The organism is Nitrosospira briensis C-128, from assembly GCF_000619905.2.
Lineage (GTDB): Bacteria > Pseudomonadota > Gammaproteobacteria > Burkholderiales > Nitrosomonadaceae > Nitrosospira > Nitrosospira briensis.
On the sequence record NZ_CP012371.1, the window covers coordinates 376,462 to 397,881 of the forward strand.

18 protein-coding genes are annotated in these 21,420 nt (G+C 54.0%); 8 read left to right on the forward strand and 10 right to left on the reverse strand.

Annotated features, from left to right (window positions below):
* Positions 1–8 precede the first annotated feature (8 nt).
* The 3 genes from F822_RS15710 to F822_RS01730 form a co-directional block, all read right to left on the reverse strand.
* A complete protein-coding gene (locus F822_RS15710; RefSeq protein ID WP_442934965.1) occupies positions 9–230 on the reverse strand; it encodes a GDCCVxC domain-containing (seleno)protein in 222 nt (73 codons plus the stop codon).
* An 81-nt stretch (positions 231–311) separates the two neighbouring features.
* A complete protein-coding gene (locus F822_RS01725; protein ID WP_025039636.1) occupies positions 312–662 on the reverse strand; it encodes a hypothetical protein in 351 nt (116 codons plus the stop codon).
* A 67-nt stretch (positions 663–729) separates the two neighbouring features.
* Entirely contained in the window at positions 730–2,952 is a 2,223-nt protein-coding gene (locus F822_RS01730) for a copper-transporting P-type ATPase (protein WP_025039635.1), read from the reverse strand.
* Between the two features lie 156 nt (positions 2,953–3,108).
* Between F822_RS01730 and F822_RS15095 the strand changes: the two genes are divergently transcribed.
* Positions 3,109–3,246 carry a hypothetical protein gene (locus F822_RS15095; RefSeq protein ID WP_156304321.1) on the forward strand — a complete coding sequence of 46 codons (138 nt, stop codon included), beginning with the start codon at positions 3,109–3,111 and terminating at the stop codon, positions 3,244–3,246.
* A 151-nt stretch (positions 3,247–3,397) separates the two neighbouring features.
* Positions 3,398–4,414 carry a PstS family phosphate ABC transporter substrate-binding protein gene (locus F822_RS01735; protein ID WP_025039634.1) on the forward strand — a complete coding sequence of 339 codons (1,017 nt, stop codon included), beginning with the start codon at positions 3,398–3,400 and terminating at the stop codon, positions 4,412–4,414.
* Positions 4,415–4,869: 455 nt separating this feature from the next.
* Here F822_RS01735 and F822_RS01740 read toward each other — a convergent pair whose 3' ends face one another.
* The 3 genes from F822_RS01740 to F822_RS01750 are packed head-to-tail and all read right to left on the reverse strand — an operon-like array spanning position 4,870 to position 11,187.
* On the reverse strand, positions 4,870–7,995 hold the full coding sequence (locus tag F822_RS01740; protein WP_025039633.1) for an efflux RND transporter permease subunit: 3,126 nt from the start codon (positions 7,993–7,995) through the stop codon (positions 4,870–4,872).
* Position 7,996: 1 nt separating this feature from the next.
* Positions 7,997–9,622: an efflux RND transporter periplasmic adaptor subunit gene (locus tag F822_RS01745; RefSeq protein WP_025039632.1), complete on the reverse strand. Its 1,626-nt coding sequence runs from the start codon at positions 9,620–9,622 to the stop codon at positions 7,997–7,999.
* Positions 9,619–11,187: a TolC family protein gene (locus F822_RS01750; protein WP_231623544.1), complete on the reverse strand. Its 1,569-nt coding sequence runs from the start codon at positions 11,185–11,187 to the stop codon at positions 9,619–9,621. The genes F822_RS01745 and F822_RS01750 overlap by 4 nt, the downstream gene beginning before the upstream one ends.
* A 223-nt stretch (positions 11,188–11,410) precedes the next feature.
* Between F822_RS01750 and F822_RS15100 the strand changes: the two genes are divergently transcribed.
* Positions 11,411–11,665, forward strand: a complete 255-nt coding sequence (locus tag F822_RS15100; RefSeq protein ID WP_156304322.1) for a hypothetical protein — start codon at positions 11,411–11,413, stop codon at positions 11,663–11,665.
* 175 nt (positions 11,666–11,840) lie between these two features.
* Entirely contained in the window at positions 11,841–12,653 is an 813-nt protein-coding gene (ppk2, locus tag F822_RS01760; RefSeq protein WP_025039629.1) for a polyphosphate kinase 2, read from the forward strand.
* Positions 12,654–12,665: 12 nt separating this feature from the next.
* Here the strand turns inward: ppk2 and F822_RS01765 are convergent, their stop codons facing one another.
* Positions 12,666–12,866, reverse strand: coding sequence for a hypothetical protein (locus tag F822_RS01765; RefSeq protein WP_025039628.1), 201 nt, complete (start codon positions 12,864–12,866; stop codon positions 12,666–12,668).
* Positions 12,867–13,039: 173 nt separating this feature from the next.
* Between F822_RS01765 and F822_RS01770 the strand changes: the two genes are divergently transcribed.
* The 3 genes from F822_RS01770 to F822_RS01785 all read left to right on the forward strand — a co-directional run bounded on the left by F822_RS01770 (position 13,040) and on the right by F822_RS01785 (position 16,681).
* Entirely contained in the window at positions 13,040–13,342 is a 303-nt protein-coding gene (locus F822_RS01770) for a hypothetical protein (protein ID WP_331458271.1), read from the forward strand.
* A gap of 728 nt (positions 13,343–14,070) precedes the next feature.
* Positions 14,071–16,044, forward strand: coding sequence for a DNA repair helicase YoaA (gene yoaA / locus F822_RS01780; protein ID WP_025039626.1), 1,974 nt, complete (start codon positions 14,071–14,073; stop codon positions 16,042–16,044).
* A gap of 205 nt (positions 16,045–16,249) precedes the next feature.
* Entirely contained in the window at positions 16,250–16,681 is a 432-nt protein-coding gene (locus F822_RS01785; protein ID WP_025039625.1) for a hypothetical protein, read from the forward strand.
* Positions 16,682–16,725: 44 nt separating this feature from the next.
* On the opposite strand, the gene F822_RS01790 is transcribed toward F822_RS01785, so the two are convergent.
* The 3 genes from F822_RS01790 to F822_RS01805 all read right to left on the reverse strand — a co-directional run bounded on the left by F822_RS01790 (position 16,726) and on the right by F822_RS01805 (position 19,596).
* Positions 16,726–16,938: a hypothetical protein gene (locus F822_RS01790; protein ID WP_197272869.1), complete on the reverse strand. Its 213-nt coding sequence runs from the start codon at positions 16,936–16,938 to the stop codon at positions 16,726–16,728.
* On the reverse strand, positions 16,931–17,752 hold the full coding sequence (locus tag F822_RS14760) for a glycine-rich domain-containing protein (RefSeq protein WP_197272870.1): 822 nt from the start codon (positions 17,750–17,752) through the stop codon (positions 16,931–16,933). The genes F822_RS01790 and F822_RS14760 overlap by 8 nt, the downstream gene beginning before the upstream one ends.
* A gap of 503 nt (positions 17,753–18,255) precedes the next feature.
* Positions 18,256–19,596, reverse strand: a complete 1,341-nt coding sequence (locus F822_RS01805) for an anaerobic C4-dicarboxylate transporter (protein ID WP_025039621.1) — start codon at positions 19,594–19,596, stop codon at positions 18,256–18,258.
* Between the two features lie 470 nt (positions 19,597–20,066).
* On the opposite strand from F822_RS01805, the gene F822_RS01810 reads away from it, so the two are divergent.
* Entirely contained in the window at positions 20,067–21,404 is a 1,338-nt protein-coding gene (locus tag F822_RS01810) for a cache domain-containing protein (RefSeq protein ID WP_025039620.1), read from the forward strand.
* The last annotated feature ends 16 nt before the right edge of the window (positions 21,405–21,420 follow it).

A 21,420-nucleotide genomic window follows, 5' to 3' on the forward strand; every position in this document is an offset into this window, starting at 1 on the left:
CTTGCTTGTTATCCGCAGCGGCATGATTGCATCTGGACCGGTGGGCATTTGACCGTCCCAAAAGAACAAAAGACACAGCAATCGCCAGGGATGGGACGCAGCAGGGATCGGCAGCCGTTGCATTCATAATAGAACTGGCAGGCGTCCGTCGGCATTATCTCGCGTTTGACGTACCCACAGCAGGGGCACGTCAGTATCGACTCCAGAATTGGCATGTTATCAGCCAGCATAAACACGGGAACCGTGGGTTGTTCCTGCTTTATTCATAATCATTAGCAAGACACATAATAGGGTGGAGCCTATTGCCGGCATCATCGCGCCTCCTCTGCCATCTCGCGATGAACTTTCGCCATGCTCATGTTTGCCTCTGCGGCTTCTTCATACAAGCGCACCAAAGCCTCGGTATGCTCTTTCAGATCTTCAGTTTGCCTACCATAGTAGTACCCATGCTCCCGGTATTCCGCGAGGCCATTTTTCTGTTCTTGTGCTTGCGCGCGCATGGCTTCCGCTGCAGCTTCATAATGCCTGGCCAGCGCATTATGGTCCGCTTTGGTCTTGGCGCTGCGGACAGCGCTGCTCATATCCATCGGATGAGGATCGATATGCGCACAGGCCGACAGGGCGAAAGCAACCAGAACGGCGAAAAATACGCGTGATCTCATGATGGTCTCCATGCTGGTTATCAAATTCTATTTCTTCATCTGCTCGGCCATCTAGCGATCCGTTTTTTCATAGTTTGATGCGATCAAGCCGCAAGGCATTGGTAACCACGGATACCGAACTCATCGCCATGGCCGCGCCGGCAAACATCGGTGATAGCAACAGACCGAAAGCGGGATAAAATACACCTGCTGCAAGCGGGATGCCAAGGGCGTTATAGCCGAATGCAAAGGTAAGGTTCTGCCTAATGTTGCGCATGGTGGCGCGCGACAGCGCCATGGCACGCTTGATGCCGCGCAGGTCGCCCTTGACAAGCGTGATGCCCGCGCTCTCCATGGCCACATCGGTGCCGGTGCCCATTGCGATCCCCACATCTGCTTGCGCCAGCGCAGGCGCATCATTGATGCCATCCCCCGCCATCGCCACTTTATGCCCCTCGGCCTGCAGCCGCTTTATATGATCGGCCTTGTGCTCGGGAAGCACTTCAGCCAGCACCTCATCGATACCGAGTTTCCGGGCGATCGCCTCGGCTGTGCGTTTTGAATCGCCCGTCAGCATTATGATATGTGCACCCATGCTGCGAAGCGTCGCGATGGCTTCGGGCGTGCCATCCTTGACCGGGTCGGCAACTGCGGCAATGCCGGCGGCGATGCCATCAACCGCAAGGAACACCACCGTCTTGGCTTCGATCCGCCAGGTTTCCCCGCGCGCTTCCCAGTGCTGCGTATCGATATCATGCTGCACGAGGAAATTGCGGCTACCGACAAGCACGCGCTTGCCGCCGATATCGGCCTGCACGCCGAGGCCATTGACTGCATTGAAAGCTCCCGCGGCTCCGGGTTTCAAGTTGCGAGCCTTGGCGCCCTCGACGATTGCTTGCCCTATTGGATGCTCGGAAAGCTGCTCCACCCCTGCCATGAGCGCAAGCGCCTCGTCATGTGCAATGCCTTCCACATCAAAATCCGTTAGCGTAGGCCGGCCCAGGGTCAACGTACCGGTCTTGTCCACCACGACGGTATCGATATCACGCATGCGTTCGATTGCTTCCGCATTGCGGAACAGAATGCCCGCTCGGGCGCCCTGCCCCATCGCCACAGTCATCGAGATGGGCGTTGCGAGACCGACGGCGCACGGGCAGGCGATGATAAGGACCGCAATGGCGTTGATAAACGCATAGGTGAATCTTGGCTCCGGGCCGAGAAACCACCAGGCAAGCGCGGTAACGATGGCAATAGCGATAACGGTTTGGACGAAATACGCCGCGATGGTGTCGGCAAGACGTTGTATCGGTGCGCGGGTACGCTGCGCCTCGCCAACCATGCGAACAATACGCCCAAGCAGCGTGTCTGCACCTATGCGTTCAGCGCGGATGACCAGCGAGCCATTACTGTTCATAGTCGCGGCGGTGATTTTATCGCCCTCGGTCTTGGCCACCGGCACGGGCTCGCCGGTTATCATCGACTCATCCACCCGGCTGGCGCCTTCAAGCACAATACCGTCGACCGGAATTTTCTCTCCCGGCTTTACGCGCAACCGGTTTCCCACCGCCACCGCCTCAAGTGGCACCTGTTCTTCCATCCCGTCTTCGCGCAGACGCCAAGCCTGATTGGGCGCAAGCGTCAGCAATTGCTGAATGGCCCGGCTGGTCTGCCCCATCGCCCGTGTCTGGAGATATTCGCCGAGTGTCACTAATGTCACAATAACAGCCGCCGCCTCAAAATAGGTACTTACCGCGCCGTCGTGCTCGCGGAACTCGGACGGGAACCAGTCAGGCACAAGTATGGCAGCCAGGCTGAAAAGATACGCCAACCCTACTCCCAGACCGATCAGCGTATACATGTTGAGCGCGCGTTGGAAAAGCGACAACCAGAATTTGTGCAGGATCGGCCATCCAACCCACAACACAACGGGGGTTCCCAGCAAGAATTCGATCCATCCACGTGAATGCGGCTCAAGCCCGAACGGTCCACGAATGCCGATCATTGGCGACATTGCGACCAGCACCAGCGGGAATGACAATGCGACGCCGACCCATAATCGCCGTGCGAGGTCGTGCAACTCGGAATCATCCGCTTCGCCCGCACCCGCACCTGTACCGGCAATGGGCACCAACGCCATGCCGCAGAGGGGGCAATCACCCGCTGAATCCCGCACGATTTCCGGGTGCATGGGACATGTCCATTGGGCTCCCGCTGCCGCCGCTTCAACGCCTGGCGGCGCAGAATCCACAGGCTGGTGATCGTGATGATGCTGATCGTCTGCGTGTGGCTGGTGTGAATGTTTCGGATCCATGTTCGTCGCTGATTCTTGGAGATTATCTCCCATAGGTGGAACAGGCTTGCAAAGCAGTGTTCGCCAGGACGCACCGAACTGAACCCGTTTTCCTCGGCCCTGATTCATATTAGGCCAACTTTTTGATATTTGAATGATTTTGGGGGAATTATTGTGTTGCCGGTTACGTGCACCGAGCACCCGAGACCCGAGCTGATCATTGCTGATGAGCTTGCGGCGAGGCAGGAGGAACTTCTCGACGTTTCGCTGGAACACTGCCATGATGAGCATGTCACGCTGATATTTATCAGTTGACGAGCGCTTCGCCAGCCATTTCACACGTTTCATCCCTTTACATGAAAATGTAATCCCTTTACATGAAACTGTATGAACGCTGGGCGAAGCAACAGGGCCTTAGGCGGTGATGTGTGGCGACTAATCCGAGTTAACCGAAGGGAGAAAAAAAATGTTTATTTCACGTATCGTTAAATTATTAGGCATGACCGCTGTATCAAGTGCGTTAATCAGCACTGCTGGCTTTGCAGGCGCCGATGCGATTATAAAAATTGACGGTTCGAGCACCATGTATCCCATTACCGAAGCGGTGGCTAAAAATTTCCAGGCAACTCAAAAAAATGCGATCAAAGTAACGGTCGGCGTCTCCGGTACGGGTGGCGGCTTCATGAAATTCTGCCGCGGTCAAATAGACATCGTCAATGCGTCCCGTCCCATTCAGGGAAAGGAAATGAAGGTTTGCAATAAGGCCGACGTGGAATATGTCGAGTTGCCGGTGGCGTTTGATGCAATAACAGTGGCGGTGAATCCGAAGAATGACTGGGCCAAAACCATGACTGTGGCCGAATTGAAGAAAATATGGAGCCCCGCCGCTCAAGGTAAAATCACCAGATGGAGCCAGGTAAATCCGGCATGGCCAGATGAGGCGTTCAAGCTCTACGGCGCCGGCGTGAATTCCGGCACATTTGATTATTTCACGCAGGCCATCGTCGGCAAGGCAAGATCCATCCGCGGCGACTTTACGGCATCCGAGGACGACAACGTATTGGTCCAGGGTGTGGCAGGCGACAAGAACGCGTTGGGGTTCTTCGGTTTTGGATACTATGTAGAAAATCAGGAGAAAGTCAGAGCTGTCGCCATAGACGATGGTAGAGGCGAAGGGATCATTCCATCCGTCGAAACGGTGGAAGACGGAACCTATCGGCCTTTGTCCCGGCCCATTTTTATCTACGTGAACATGAAGAAAGCGGAGAAACCTGAAGTCAAGGAGTTTGTTACGTTCTATATCAAAAATGCCTCCGCCCTGGTGAGAGGCGCCCAATATTTCCCGCTACCCCCCAGAGCTTATAGAGCCGATACGGAATTCTTCAAGACGAAGAGGTTGGGAACAGTATTCGACGGTTTTTTGCCGGTAGGTATCACAATCGACGATTTGCTCCAGCGAGAGGCTCGCTTTTATGAGAACTGATCCTGAATCCAGTAGTTAGTGCCGCTTTCGAAATCTCGGCAGATCCGGGTTTTGGCCCGGAACTCCGATGCATCCTGATGCCAATCGATGACCTCGCCGGCTATCTCATTGCGTGCGCCCATTTCCGAACGAGAACGAGCATCCTTAGTTCGCCCCTTACCGGCTTGCTGCCTGCCATAAGGCGGGAATCAAAGTGATAGCTGAGGTGAATGCCCACAGCGTTCTCCTTTGTGGGTTGTTTAAAATGATCAGCTGTTTTGGCGGGTTCCGCTTCGCTCAACCCGCCCTACCGAACTGGTCTTTGATGGGTTACGCTTCACTTCATCCATATTGACCATAGTATATATATCATTATTTTCATAATATTATATATTAAAGTTAAAGAGAATTCTTCGGGTGAAACACCCCTTAAAGCAGGTCAATTTATGCCTTGTGAAAACAATATTAATTATACGTCATATATTGATTTGTTTACGCAAACCCCATTCCTTGACGATTGCATAAATGGCGGGAATTACGATCAAGGTAAGCAGGGTGGACGACACCATGCCCCCGACCATAGGCGCGGCAATGCGCCGCATCACTTCCGAACCCGTACCGGTGCCCCACATGATCGGCAACAGACCCGCCATGATCGCCACCACAGTCATGATCTTTGGCCGCACACGCTCCACCGCACCTTCCATCACTGCTGCATAGAGGTCGGTCACCGTCGGCTTGTCGCCGGTGGATGCGCGTTTCGCTTTTATCGCATCCCAGGCGTGATCGAGATAGATCAGCATCACGACGCCCGTCTCTGCGGCAACGCCCGCGAGCGCGATGAAGCCCACTGCTACCGCAACGCTGAGATTGTAGCCAAGCAGCCATATCAGCCAGATACCCCCCACCAATGAAAAGGGTACCGACAGCATGACAATGAGGGTTTCGGTGAACCGTCGGAAATTAAGGTAGAGAAGCAGAAAAATGATCGCCAGGGTAAGCGGCACGACCAACTTCAGCTTCTGCTTGGCGCGTTCCATGTATTCGAACTGGCCGCTCCAGGTCGCGTAATATCCGGGCGGGAATTTCACCCGTTCGCGCACCGCCTTTTGTGCCTCAGCCACGTAACCGCCGATATCGCGGTGGCGAATGTCGATGAAGATGTACGCCGACAGCAGCGCGTTTTCGGTACGAATGCTGGGTGGCCCCTTGATCGTCTTGACGCTTGCCACCTGTCCCAACGGGATCATGCCGCCGTTCGGGAGAGGCACCAGGACCTGAGTGGCGATAGTCAGGGGATCTTGCCGCAGTTCGCGTGGATAGCGTACGGTAACACCGAAACGCTCGCGGCCCTCGACCGTGGTCGTCAACATCTCGCCCCCAAGCGCCACCGAAATCACTTCCAGCAGGTCGCCGACCGATAACCCGTATCGCGCAAGCTCGATACGGTCGGGTTCGATATCGAGGTAGTACCCGCCGGTCGTGCGTTCCGCGTAGGCACTGGTCGTTCCGGGCACCGTTTTGACGACAGTTTCGATCTGCCTGGCGAGCTCCTCCATTTCGCCCAGGTCCTTGCCGAATACCTTGATGCCGATCGGTGTGCGGATGCCGGTGGCGAGCATGTCGATCCTGTTCTTGATCGGCATGGTCCAGGCATTGCTGACCCCGGGTATTTGCAATGCCTGATCCAGTTCTGCTATCAGGCTGTCTATGGTTACGCCGGCACGCCACTCACTTTCCGGCTTCAGGTTGATGATCGTCTCCGCCATCTCCAGCGGGGCCGGGTCGGTGGCGGTATTGGCGCGCCCCGCCTTGCCGAACACCGACTCGACCTCGGGGAAGGTCTTGATGATCCTGTCCTGGGTCTGCAACAGCTCGGCGGATTTGGTGATCGACAATGCCGGCAAGGTGATCGGCATAAACAACAGGCTTCCCTCGTTCAGCGTGGGCATGAACTCGCTGCCCAATTTCATGGCTGGAAATACCGAAAGCGCAAGCGTAATAACCGCCATGATTATGGTGAGTTTCTTCCAGCGCATGACCCAGGCGATGACGGGACGGTAAATCCATATCAGAAAGCGGTTAATTGGATTTTTCTGCTCGGGCATGATCTTGCCGCGAATGAACAGAAACATCAGCACCGGCACCAGCGTGATGGACAATAGCGCAGCACCCGCCATCGCAAAGGTTTTGGTGTAGGCGAGCGGCGCGAACATCCGCCCTTCCTGCGCTTCCAGCGTGAATACCGGCAGGAAGGAAACGGTGATGATGAGCAGGCTGAAGAACAATGCGGGTCCAACTTCCCGGCAGGCGTCAATCACTATCTGAAGGCGTGGTGCACCGGGCGGCGCGCGCTCGAGATGCTTATGGGCATTCTCGATCATGACGATGGCCGCATCCACCATGGCGCCGATGGCAATGGCGATACCGCCCAGGCTCATGATGTTGGAATTGAGCCCCAGCATGTGCATGGCGGTGAGCGCGATGAGCACGCCGATGGGCAGCATGACGATGGCGACAAGCGCACTCCTGGCGTGCATGAGAAATACAATGCAAACCACCCCCACAATGATACTTTCCTCGATCAGGACCCGTTTCAGATTGTCGATGGCGCGATGGATCAGGTCCGAACGATCATAAACAGCCTGTAGCGACACGCCTTCCGGCAAACCGCTGGAGATTTCCTTGATCTTGCTTTTCAGGTTGTCAATGACACCAAGCGCATTCTGGCCGTAACGCGCCACGGCGATGCCGGAAACCACTTCGCCCTCACCGTTCAGTTCGGCGATCCCGCGCCGCTCATCCGGTGCCAACTCGACCCGCGCCACGTCGCGGATCAGTACTGGTGTGCCTTCCGTAGCCTTGACCACGAGATTTTCGATGTCGGAAATACCGCGCAGGTACCCTCGGCCTCGCACCACATATTCGGTCTCAGCCATCTCGATCACCCGCCCGCCCACGTCGCGGTTGCTCGCGCGGATAACCGCTGCGACCTGATTGAGGGGAATCCCATAGGCCTGCAGCTTGCGTGGTTCCACAGTAACCTGATAGGTTTTGACGAATCCGCCCACGCTCGCCACTTCGGCCACGCCTTGGGCTTTGGTAAGTTGATAACGCACAAACCAGTCTTGTATGGTGCGCAGTTCCGCGAGCGTATGCTGGGCAGCCACCACTACATATTGATACACCCAACCGACACCGGTGGCGTCCGGTCCCAAGGTCGGGGTAACACCGCGCGGCATGCGCCCCGATGCAAAATTAAGGTATTCGAGTACCCGTGTGCGCGCCCAGTAGATGTCAGTGTGATCCTCGAAAATGACGTAGATAAAGGATGCGCCGAACACCGACAGGCCCCGCACCACCTTGGATTTGGGCACCGCCAGCATGGCCGTGCTCAAGGGATAGGTAACCTGGTCTTCGACCACCTGCGGCGCCTGCCCCGGGTATTCCGTATAGATGATGACCTGTACGTCCGAGAGATCCGGAATCGCGTCCAGGGGCATGCGGATCACGGCGTAGATGCCCAGGCCGATCACGAACGCGGTCCCCAGCAACACCAGGAACACGTTGCGTGCGGACCATTCGATAATTCGGCCCAGCATATCAGTGCCCCCGCTGATCGTTGGCAGCGGGATTTGAAGTTGGGCTGGCATGCAGCGACTGGATGCGAACGATGACATATTCGCCAGCCGACTCCTCGACGATCTCGAAATCGACCTTCTGGCCGGGCTTCAGCGACCGCAGCAATGCCGGGTCCCTGGCACGGAAATCCATGGTCATCGCTGGCCAGTCGAGGCTGGCGATCGGATCATGTGCAATCGTTACCGTCGCATGCACCCAATCCATTTCTTTAACAGTGCCTATGCCATGATGACTTGCTGATACAGGTGCGGCCCCTGGTGTTGTCATGGATGCGCCGGGCGTGGCCTGCCCGTTCTCGCCGGGTATGGAACCCAGGTGGTGGTCGAAACCGCCTAGTGCCGCCTTAAGGTTACTCTCTGCATCGATCAGAAAGTTCGCGCTGACCACAACCGTTTCCCCAGCTTCCAATCCCCCCAGCACTTCAACATAACCATCGGCGTGGATGCCCAGTTTTACCGTGCGCGGCTCAAACCGGCCTTCGCCCAAATCAACCAGCACCAACCGCCGTGTGCCGCTGTCAAGCACAGCCGAATCAGGCACGGTAAGCATCTTGTTTTTACTGTGAGTCGAGGCGAACTCCACCCTGCCGTACATGGCGGGCTTGAGCAATCCCTGAACGTTGGGAAGTTCGATGCGTACTTTTGCGGTACGGGTTTCGGGCATCACCGTGGGATAGATGAATGTCACCTCGCCGTTGAACACTTTGTCCGGATACGCATCCATCCTGATGGCGGCGCTCTGGCCCCGCTGCACTATGCCCAGATCCTGTTCGAACACATCCGCCAGCACCCAAACCTTGGAGAGATCGGCAATCTGGTACAGTGCTTCTCCGGCCATGAAGCGCTTTCCCTGGATTGCGGGTTTTTCGATCACTGCGCCGCTGGCTGGGGAACGCAGGGTGACATACCGTTTGATCCGGCCTTCTTCCTGCAGCGCTTGCAGGTCGAAATCCGATATGTCCCAGTTGCGCAGCCTCTGCAAGGCATTCTCTGACAGCCGCTGCATGCCCGCCCGAACCTCTGGCCCGCTTCCCTCGACCGACCTCATCCCTTTCCTGGCAATAAGGTATTCATGTTGTGCTGTGATCAGTTCGGGGCTGTACACATCCATCAACGCCTCGCCTTTTTTCACCGCCTGGCCGGTGGTATTCACGTAAAGCCGCTGGATCCAACCCTCGAACTTGGGCGCCACAGTATATAGTTGCCGCTCGTCTGCCTGTACCGTTGCCACCGCCCTCACGGTACGAGTGAGTTCGCGCAGCGCGACAATCTCGGTTCTCACGCCCAGTTTTTGTATTTTTTCGGTACTGATCTTCACCACGGAGCTACCAGATGGGGATTCTTCGCCCTCGTAAACCGGGAGGTAGTCCATGCCCATGGAGTCTTTCTTCGGCACCGGCGATGTGTCAGGGTGTCCCATCGGATTGCGGTAATAAAGAATCTTCGGCTTATGTATCGACGCCTCGGACTTTTGCGGCTCAACCGTAGACGTAGAAGTTGCGGATTTGGCGCTGCCCCACCAATATCCTGCGGCCAGGGCCGCTGCGATCAAGGCGATAATCGCTATCAAGCTGGTGATGGTTTTCACAGAGGCTCCGCTGGGATGGGCAGGCGGACTGGTGACGGCGGTTTGCCGGTGAGTAAATCAATTTCCGCCAGCGCCTTGTTATAGCCTGTCATGGCTGTCGCCAGACTGATCTCATAGTTGAATACCGTCATCTGGCTATCGAGCAGCGTAAGAAAGTCGACACGGTTGACCTGGTATGCGGACATCGCCGATTCAACCGTAAGCCGGGCCTGCGGCAGGATGGCGGTCTGGTAGAGCCGCGCCGATTGCAAATTTTGCTCGGCCAGCGCCATCTGCTGGCGCAGGCTGGCGGCTACCTCATTGCGTTGCGCCTCGTACATGCTCTGGGCCTGATCGCGCTTCGCCAGGGCTTCTGCAACGCGTGGCGCGAGCTTGTTTTCGCGCCACACCGGCAGATTGACCGCTACAGTCAGGGTTACCATGTCGGGGCGCCTGCTGCCGTCCAGCATGTTGTCGCGCTGACCGTACGCCAGACGCACATCGAAGTCGGGGTAATAATTTTTGCGCGCCAGATCCAGCGCTTTTTCGTTACGTGCCACAATACTTTGCAGCGCCAGTAATTGCGGTCGCCGCGAAAGAGCAGTTTCGCGCAACGATTCCAGACTCAAGGTTTCTTCGCGCAATTGCGGCGGCTCAGGTACAGGCGATGCAAGGATTGCATTACGGCCTAACGCGCGAATGAGCTCGGCTTCAACTGTCGGTCGTTCACGCGCGAGCTTGAGCAGTTCGTCCAGCATTCTGGATACCTGCGTCTGTGCCTTCAGTGCATCGGCCTGACTTCCCATGCCTACCCCGTAGTGTTGCTCGGCGATGTGGCGCATATCTTCCAGGATCAGCTTGTTTTTCTCGACCAGCCGAGTCTTTTCAAGGATGAGCCCCAGCTCGAAATAAGCAGCCTTGATATCGCGTGCTACACGGTTCACGGTTTCCTGATAACCATGGCCGACACTCTGCGCATCCCGCATTGCGACGTCCTTGCGCAAGCCGCGCTTACCGGGGAACGGCACGCGCTGGGACAGACCGATCATTTTCATGGTCATGTCATCGCGATTGAAAGTTGATGATACCAGCGGCGCATTGATCACCCCTGCTTCGAGAATGGGGTCGTCGAGCGCTTCGGCCGGGGCTATTCTCTGGCTGGCGGCCTCCCGCTCCCACAAAGCGGCCTGGATTTCCGGATTGCTTTCCATTGCTTCCGCGATCAGCGCAGCCAATGCGGTAGCGCCATTTGTTGCAGAGACTTCCATGGCGGGTCCAAAAGTAGTCGAGGTACTTTCTGGCACAACGGCGCTAACGGAGGCTTCTGCTTTTACATTCGCTGAAAATATAGCTATGGCAAAAAATGCGGCGGTTGCCGCGCTTTGAATCATTCCGGCCGGTTTTCCGGCATCTATTGATCTGGCGCTTCCAGTGCTCTTTGCGATTTTGTACAGGCTTCTCGCGGCAAGACGCCGCTGAGCATGAGTAACTGGAATCTGAATGGCTGCGGACGGCATTTCCTTTGGAAGCGCCTCGAAGTTTCCAACGCCGAGTCGCTGCGATGCAACAGGGAATGAGAGGTTCATCCTGATTTCCTTAACATATGGTGGTAGAGCAGCCGATAAGGCAGTACATCGGCTAGCGGTTTTCGTTAGCGCTCTCGGCAATTGCAACCGCCATGAGGCGCTACCGCAAAAAATCTTAAGTATGAATTAGGTAAACGATTGCCGATGCAACAGGCGGATTTCTTCTGTCGAAGAATTAAGCGAGGGGAGGACGCTGCGGTTGCTGCAGACTGAAGGAGAAAAAATGAGAATTAAAAGAGGTAGCATAAGAAAATCCGCCGACGAAATTCAGGGCCGCAGGTGCCGAAGGCAGGCCGTTGCCGCTGATGTGGCAAACAACTCCATCGCAGGAAAGGACGAAACCCGTTTCACTTTCGGCGTCATAATCGCCATGCAGTTGCTCATGACTACTGCCGCCATGCTGGCTGCAGGCAAACTGGGGACTCGCGGATGGGATGGTGGAAGAGGGTTGAACTACATGAGCTTCAAGCCCGGCTGACATATTCCTGGCTTGCGCACACAACGGCATAATGGCAGCGAGCGCACCTTGCAGCGGCAGTGCCAACATGATTAGAATCAGTGTAAACGTTTGTGTCCGCAACATCATGTAATCCAGTATGCGTATTTCTTCCATGTAGAGCAAGTATGCGCTATAAAATCGAGGTCTTCCAGCCATGAACAAAAAAGCCGACAAAAAAGAAAAAGAAACGGACAAGTCCGTGTCCGATATATCCAAAAAAACCTATGAGGACACGCTATACAAACTGCAGATTGAACTCGTCAAGCTGCAGCGGCACTTCATCAAGTGTGACGACAAGATTCTGGTCATCTTCGAGGGCCGGGATGCGGCCGGAAAGGATGGCACGATCAAGCGTATTACCGAGCATCTGAGTCCGCGCGAGACACGCGTGGTCGCGCTCGGCATACCGTCAGACCGAGATCGGAGTTCCTGGTATTTTCAACGTTATGTCCCATATCTGCCCGCAGCGCGGGAACTCGTGCTGTTTAACCGCAGTTGGTACAACCGGGCGGGTGTGGAAAAGGTAATGGGTTTCTGTACTGAAGCCGAGTATGAAGAATTCATGAACTCGGTGCTGGATTTCGAGCATATGCTGATCCGTTCCGGTATCAAGCTCCTCAAGTATTACCTCGACATCAGCAAACCCGAACAGGCAAAACGGCTGGATGAGCGCAAGAAGGACCCGCTCGCTCAATGGAAAATCAGCGGGCTAGACAAGCATGCGCTGAAGAAGTGGGACCAATACAGCCTTGCGCGCGACAAAATGCTGGCCAACACGCACAGCTTTATATCACCATGGATAATTGTGCATGCCGACGACAAACCGCTGACGCGGCTCAATGTCATCAAGGATATACTCAGCCGGCTTGATTACGCAGACAAGGACGAGCGGCTGATTCTTTCGGATCCGCAGATCGTTACCCCATTTGCGATCTCATCCATCGAGAAAGGCCTGCTGGCTTCTTAACGAAAACCAAGCTCAAATCCGCAGTACCGTCTCAGCACTCTGGAGCTTGCCAGCGCTAATCCGCAATGTCATCGGCAACACCATGAATATGTCGGCACAGCCGGTAATTTCGCCGCCATTACCCATTTCCCACTGCGTCGCAGGCGCGGTGAACTGGAAATAACGACTGTTTTCCGCGTTCCCGTTCAGGCGGTGGCCTATTCTTCTTTGCACTTTTCGCAAACCACTGAATATGCTACACCAATAAATATTCTTGGCGATAGCTGAGATACTTTTAACATAGCAAAGTTGACAAAGTGCTATGCAGTTAGTACTCTATCCTCTGGTGGCCGGGTTTGCATACAGCGAATGTCGCGGCGTCAATTCAGACTCTTCGCAGCTTTTGCATGATAATAAACAGGTCTCTGGCAATGATATCTACTTTCGGTTTATTGGTTGCCTGTGCACCGATGAGCCGATATGAAGCGGTTAAAAGTCCCGCGATCCTTAAAGCCGTTCAGAATGCCAGAACATATGGCGACCACAATGCCTTGGCAAAGCGTTTTGAAAATCTCGCCAAGGAAATGCGCATGAAAGCAGAGGAACAAAAAAGATTACTTGAGCATTATCAGGAAAAAAGCTATCTCTACGGGAGACAAGCGCAGGACCGAAAATCGCATACCTGGGCTTTAATGCACCGGTATGAATAAGCGGCAAAGACAAGCCTCAGTAAAGCAGCGGCTCACCGGCAAATGGCGGCAAAACTCAAGCAGGATGATTATGGTACTTTTATCCGGCAAACAGATAACACCCGCCAATAATCCTAAAACTACTGAAAACAATTGAGGTAAACGTATCAAGGCGACCGTTTTTGCCATATTTGTAGACCCGCAATTCAAGGTCACCGATAGCAGCCGAATCAGGCTATTGGAAGGTGGCCTTTAAACGATGAATATGAAATCAATCTGGCTAATATGCAGGGGAGCATCGTTGCTGTCATTGATAAAGAGGTGCTTTCCGCTCGTAATTCTTGTTATCTTTACCTTGATCAGTATCGCTGCGTTGAACGGGCTGGCGAGAAATATCGCCCAGAAAAGGGATTTTTTCAGCGATCCGTTGTGCACCGAGGCATTATGGAAAAAAACCTATCATGCCGGCCACGATTTGCCTCACGAAAGCACGCTACCAGAAAAGATCAAAACGGTTAAAGGCAGAAAAAGCGTTTAGACCAACGTTATATCATCTGAGACCAAAATACTGATACCCGGCTATTTACAGAAGCGGATGAGGATGTTTGAACCGGAAGTATGGGAAGTATGCAACCTTTGCTGAACAATCGGACCGACGACAGGAATTAAACCAGCAACCGATCAGGGTTTAGCGGTGCCTTATACAAAGCACTGCGTTATCATGGCGGCAGTTCACTTAACTCCCCTCCATGCCTGATATCGAAACCTTCTTTTCCGCTGTCGGCGCGCTTGCCCGTACCGTGCCGGGATACAGCATGCGCGCGCAGCAACTTGAAATGGCGCAGGCAATAGCGGAAACCATCGCCGCAAATTCTCTCCTCGTTGCCGAGGCAGGCACAGGCACAGGCAAAACCTTTGCGTATCTGGTCCCGGCGTTGCTGGCTGGCGGCAAAGTGATTATCTCCACCGGCACCAAGACCCTGCAAGATCAGCTCTTCAACCGCGACATTCCTACCGTGCGGACGGCGCTCAAGGCCCCGGTCACCGTGGCGTTATTGAAAGGACGAGCCAACTACGTCTGTCATTACCACCTGGAGCGCACGGTGCAGGAGGGTCGCGCCATCCTTGCCAGCCGTGAAGAGGTGAAATATCTGAAGCTGATTGAACGCTACGCCGCCGTCACCAAAAGCGGTGACAAAAGCGGATTGAGCGAAGTGCCGGAAAACGCCGCGGTCTGGCAGCAGGTGACTTCCACACGCGACAATTGCCTCGGTTCGGAATGCCCGCACCACAAGAATTGCTTTGTCATGGAAGCCCGCAAGCAGGCGCTTGCAGCGGATGTGGTCGTAGTCAACCATCATCTGTTCTTCGCAGACGTCATGTTGCGCGATGAAGGCCTAGCGGAACTGCTCCCCGCCTGCAACACAGTCATATTCGACGAAGCCCACCAGTTGCCGGAAACCGCCAGCCTGTTTTTTGGAGAATCGGTAAGCACCAGTCAATTGCTGGAGCTTGCTCGCGACACCGAAGCGGAAACGGTGCGGGGCGCAAAAGATTTTACCGCCCTGCCCCCGGCCATAGCGGCAATGGAAAAGGCGGCACGCGACTTTCGGCTGACTATCGAGGGCGAGAATACGCGCCTGCCGCTGGCCGCCACGATGAAGAATGCCAAATTCGGCAGTGCGCTGGATGAACTGCTGAAAAAACTCGATGCGCTGGTAGATATGCTGGAAAGCCAGGCAGAGCGCTCGGAAGGACTTGAGAACTGCTGGCAACGTGCGCGAGAGATTTCCAGCAACATAAAACGCTGGCGTGACCAGGCAGAAGCCGAAGGGTTTGTGCGGTGGGTGGAAGTGTTCAATCACGCGCTGCAGCTCAACGCCACGCCGCTTTCCATCGCGGAAATTTTCAACAAACAGTTGAGCGGGTCTCCCCGCGCATGGGTATTCACTTCCGCCACGCTTTCGGTAAAAGGCGATTTCTCGCACTACAAAAACGAAATGGGCCTGGATACGGAATTGAATCCCGCACAGTCAGCCTGCTGGGAGAGCCCATTCGACTTTGCCAACCAGTCCCTGCTTTATGTACCCACCGGCATGCCCGAACCCAACAGCCGGGAATACACCGAAGAAGTGATAAAAGCCGCACTGCCAGTATTGAAAGCCAGCCGTGGCCGTGCTTTTTTCCTGTGCACCAGCCTGCGCGCAATGAAACGCGCGCACGAACTGCTGCTGGAGGCATTCGAGCGGGAGAAACTCGACTATCCCATACTGTTGCAAGGCCAGGGTTCGCGCTCCCATATGCTGGAACGCTTCCGTAAAATGGGCAATGCCATACTTATCGGCAGTCAATCCTTCTGGGAAGGTGTAGATGTACGCGGTGAAGCGTTGTCGGTCGTGATAATCGACAAACTGCCCTTTGCCCCGCCGGACGACCCGGTGCTCGCCGCGCGCATAGACAAAATCAACAAGGAAGGACGCAATGCCTTCATGGAATATCAACTGCCCCGCGCGGTCATCAACCTCAAGCAAGGCGCGGGCAGGCTGATCCGCGATGAAACCGATCGTGGCGTACTGATGATCTGCGACCCGCGCCTCATCACCAAATCGTATGGAAAGAAAATCTGGCAAAGCCTGCCGCCGATGAAGCGCACGCGAGAACTGGCTGAGGTGGAGGCATTTTTTGCCACGAATAATGAGGCCGTCGTGACCGGTGACTCATAACCGGCCGGGTATTCAGATTCGTAAACGGTTTTAGTATGACTGCGATCTTACAGGCTTATCCACTGCCCGAGTTGGCGCAAGCAATTGTCGCGTCAAGAGATTCCTAGGAGTTTCCCTTAGCATAAAACCAGAGTTTCCCCAATATACTCATAGTACTAATCGAGCTAGGATAGGGTCAACTAATCTATTTGGGTTCATTACTATTATGAAAACAAAATCTGGAAAGTTCCTTGCCGCGATATCGATGATAGGGCTGTTGGCTTCGCTAAGCGCCCCCGCTACTGCGGCTGATAATTCTGCCGACACCCCTGAAATCCGTGCGGCGATTCAGAATGCCACCACCCGGAGCGATCATGAGGCGATAGCAATACATTATGAAGACGCGGCTTCGCAGATGCAGGTAAAAGTAAAGGAACAAAAGGAGTTGCTGGAACAGTATCAGAATAAAAGCTATCTCTATGGTCGGCGGGCGCAAGACTTGCAATCCCATACTGAAGCGTTAATTCGGAATTACGAGCGCACTATCGCAGCAGATATGCAAGCAGCCGCTTTGCATCGTCAAATGGCTTCAAAACTCGACGAAAACCATGCGACGTCAGGGAATCAGAGCCAAGAACTTCAAGCGAGCTATCGGTAGATTTTAAGTCGAGGCAATATTAAGGGTAGTTTCAATAACTCACCTTAAATGTCGAACCACCTTCCGACAGGGCTTGCGGTGGACCATAGATCCTCGTAAGCGTACTGAGATAGGTGGGGCATGAAGCGCGTCTTGCGGCCCTGATCCGCAGATGCGCCATCCCCTACACCCCCTACACTTTCAGTTTTGCCAAGCTCCGCGCGCCGGATGCCATGGTAGAGCAAAGTGGAGAGGTGGCTCGGTTTCGGTTTAACCACCACCTCCGCAACCTCCTCCACAACCACCTCCATCACCTGAGCAACCATCCCCATCACCTCCGCAACCACCTTCTGAAGCATCATCATGCCGCTCGCCACCGATGGCGTAGTCATTGTCCAGGACATGGTTGAATCCGGCAGATATCTTCAGCGTGTTATCAATCGCGAACAGAAGTGGGAGCCGCTCAGGCGAGTACTGATTTATTCCCTCCCAATCACAGGCCAATCGCCATGCTCTGCTTATGCCCTCGGCAAAGGAAGTCGGCGAACTTGCCTCGCTTGCAGGGACATGATGGAGAAAACGACCCATGGTACTCCAGCAGAAACGCTCGTAAGATCGTGTGATCAGAATGAATTCATGCCAGGCGCAATCCACCACGCGGGAAGGCATCGAAACTTCTTCCTTCCCGCTCATATGGCAAAATTGAAAATACTGGCTTAGCCCTTGCATGACGAGGCGCAGATGCTCGTCGGATAGATGAGGATAATGATTCCTGACTTGTTCCTTTATTGAATCGGGGAACGCGTACTCATTAATGAAAGCGGAACGATATCCGTTTTGCGCACTTTTTCGGGGTCTTTTTTTTCGAGGTCTTTTCGCCTGAAACAATGGAAAAAATAGAATTAAGCTTAAATAAAGAAAAAAAAGCACGATATCGCTTGCTTCCGCCACCCATTTAAACATTCCATACATAACGACAACTACCCCATAAAAGAAGATCGGCTCAAAAATCCGAGTGTGGTTCTTCCTTTCTTTCAGGAAAGGCCTCAATGGAACTATTGCTTTCATCGGCAAATATTCGCTCACGTTCATGACTCTCCCGGTATGTCACTGACGTGCTCATTGCTTCGTTCCGTAACCCACAATCGATATTCGACGATATTTCATTTTCCTGGGTAAGCGTATTAATACGGAGAACAGATACGTAGTTGCCACAAGCGATTGAATAAAAACATAAATAAATTGGAGTATATGAACGCACCTGAAGCAGTTGATGGCCTATATGGATGTCGTGACGCGCACGCGATGGATGCGTCGGGAAAGCGTGAAAAAAATGCATGATGTCTCGCTTCCAACCTGAGCTGTATAAAGGCGTCCAGCAGTTTTTTAAAAAGCCTGGAGGTCATACGGTAAGTCGCGCACTGGATCGGGATGGTATAAACCGATTCCGGATGGTTAGCCGGCTTTACTCATGGACAACCGGCAATCGTTATCTGCTGGGCCCATCATGACGATCGTATGAAAAAGCCTGAATGCCAATCAAAGCGGACATACCGCTCGATAGATCCAGGTCGGGATGACAGATTGCTTCTGCGCTAGACGAGTCCGCGTGTCGCAGCAAACAAATATCCGAACACGCACGAAGTGGATACGCCAATCAGTCCGGGCAGGATGAAGCTGCTATCTAGCAGGTATTTGCCGGTATGCGTGGTGCCGGAGAGATCGAACTGGATGGCTGCCAGGTCGCTTGGATAAGTGGGCAGGATAAAATAGCCATAGCTCGCAGCCGCAAAAGCGATGACATATCCGGGCGCCACGCCGATCGACAGAGCCAGCGGTACCATTGCGGTGATGGCGGCTGCCTGGGAATTTACCAGCCTGGAAACCATCAGCAACGCAATCGCATAAGTCCAGGGCTGGGCCTCCACCAACCCCGACAACGCGATCTTCACATCTTCCAGATTCGCTTCGAATACGGTGTTAGCCATCCAGGCAACACCGAATACCGCAACGACAGCAACCATGCCGGCACGGAAAACATCGTTTTGGGCTATGGCTGCGGGATCCGTTTCCGTAAATAAAATAATGAGGGCACCGGCCAGCAGCATGAATATCTGAATGGTGATCACCATCGATAATGGTTTACCATCGACAACGGGTCTCAGCGATTCGATTGCGCCGAGCATGGACACCACCATTATCGCGCCGAAAAATATGCCCATTGCGATCCATTGGCCGGGCAGCAACTGCTTCTTTTCCAATGAAGCGGTCTCGCCATACACGCGCTTCCAGTTATCGGGGTCGGCAATAAATGCCTGGAACCGTTTATCGTCATCGAGCTCCTTGCCGCGGAACCCGCTGAAAATACTGACTATCAATACGCCGACCAATGTTGAAGGGATTGTAATTGACAACACGGTAATGAAATCGATTGCCGCACCTTCCACGGGTATGGCGGCAAGAAATGCCGCCAGCGAAACCATTGCCACCGATACCGGACTCGCGACGATGCCCATCTGGCTGGCAACAGCGGAAGCAGCCATGGGGCGCTCCGGGCGGATGCCGTTCCTGATCGCGACGTCATAAATGATGGGCAGCATCGTATAAACGACATGGCCTGTGCCACATACCATCGTCAATCCGCAGGTCGTAAAAGGCGCCAGCACCGATATGAATTTCGGATTGCGCCGCAAGAGTTTCTCTACTCCCCGCAACACCACCTCCAATCCTCCCGAGGCCTGCAGCGTTGCCGAGGCAGCCACGACCGCGATGATGGTAAGTATCACATCCACTGGCGGTTTTCCTGGCGATAACCGGAAAACGAATACCAATATGACGAGGCCAATGCCGCTTAGCAAGCCCAGCGCGACGCCCCCTTTTCGCGTGCCGTAAACCAGGCAGGCAAGAATGATGGCCAGTTCCAGAAGGAAATCCATGCTGCTCAATTTTCCCAGGTAAAAATGGACAACCGCTTATCTTGAATCCAGGGCCGACATATCACCCAAACACAACAGTCATCTGTTGGCGAATTTGTGCCGTGAAAAGGCAAGAAAGAATATAAATGACTACGCATTTACCATAATTGTTCATAGACAGCAAAATGAGCCCCCTACATCCCGGTCGATGCCCATACAAGTGATTGATCGGGAAAAACGCGGCTGATATTATGCCCCACCTATTCTGGCTGAATTAGAGTTTTTCCCATTCGAACAGCATGCAGCATGGTCGAGGCAATTTCGTTCGTGGAAGACCGGTTTAGCCAGATCTGCAACTCATCAATGCTGATTGCTTTCATGCAGCTGACATTTGGCAACAATCTGTTTTCTTGAGCAAGCGCACAAATACGTAGCACGGATACGTAGTTCTACGCATATGCCCATGACACGCGAGCGATAAAATGGAGTTTATGAAGCTAAGACAAAAAATCATTGTATTTGCCACTGTGCCGCTTGTTCTGGCACTTTGCATCATTGCGTTCACTGTCTATCACCATGCAACGGAATTAAGCAAAGCTCAGCAAGAGGTTATTCAACCGGCTTTTCGTGCCAGCAAGCAGGCGGAATTGAAGAGCTACGTGACGCTTGCCAGGCATTCGATCGCCCATCTTTATGAATCGGGGCGCACCGATACTGCGGCGATGGAAGAGGCCAAAGCCATCCTGACGCGGCTGGATTACTCGGATGATGGTTATTTTTTTGTATACGACCTCAAAGGCACACTACTTGTTCATTCACGCAGGCCGGAGCTGATCGGTCGCAATCGCCTGGATTACAAGGATGTTAACGGCTATCCAACCATCCACAGCCTGATCAGCCGCGCGAATGAGGGGGGCGGTTATGTACAGTACGCAACGGAAAAACCAACCACTAAATTACCCGCCATCAAGCTCACCTATGTAATTCCCCTGCCGGAGTGGGGATGGGTGATGGGGACCGGGATTTATCTCGATGATGTCGAGAACGCATTAGCTACCGTGGATGCCCAGGTGTCGAGCAATAATTTCAACACTATGCGCTGGATTGGCGTCATTGCATTTCTAGGCGTGGTCCTGGTGGTTGTTTCCGGCCTTGTGCTGAGCATCCGTGAGCGCCACGCCGCGCGAGTGGAGGAACAGATCAGATTGGCGGGCGAATTGCACGACGACATCTGCCAAAGACTGGTATCCGCCATATTGCTAACCAAAACAGGTATTATCCGGTTGGGAATACCTGAGCAGTTCATGCAGGCGCAGCACATGTTCGAGCGCGCGGCGGCCGAACTGAATAAAATCCTCAGGGACACTCGCAACCTGGGCCTTGGACTTTATTCGGATATAACCGGCTTGATGCCGTCGCTCCGTCAGTTGGCCCGTGATATGCAAACTGGTTCGACCTCTATCGATTTCACCGCAGTGGGTAATACAGAGGATCTATCCGCTGCGGTTAATGAAGTCTTGTTCCGGACTGCCCAGGGAGCCCTGAGAAATGTCATGGAGCATGCCGCTGCCAACCAGGCATGGATGCGGCTGGAAGGCGGCAAGCGCCGGGTAGTGCTCACCATCCGTGATAATGGCACCGGCTTCGACACAAACCGGCTCGACACCGAACCAGAATTCGGCATGAGTTTACGTAATATGGAAAAGCGGATGGAAAAGATCGGCGGGCACCTGGATATCAATTCTACAACCAGCGGCACAACGATAACCGCCACCGCTCCGATATCTTTATTACGCTACTTATTCAATTATTTCTTTCCAAAACCATGATATACGGTCAACCCAT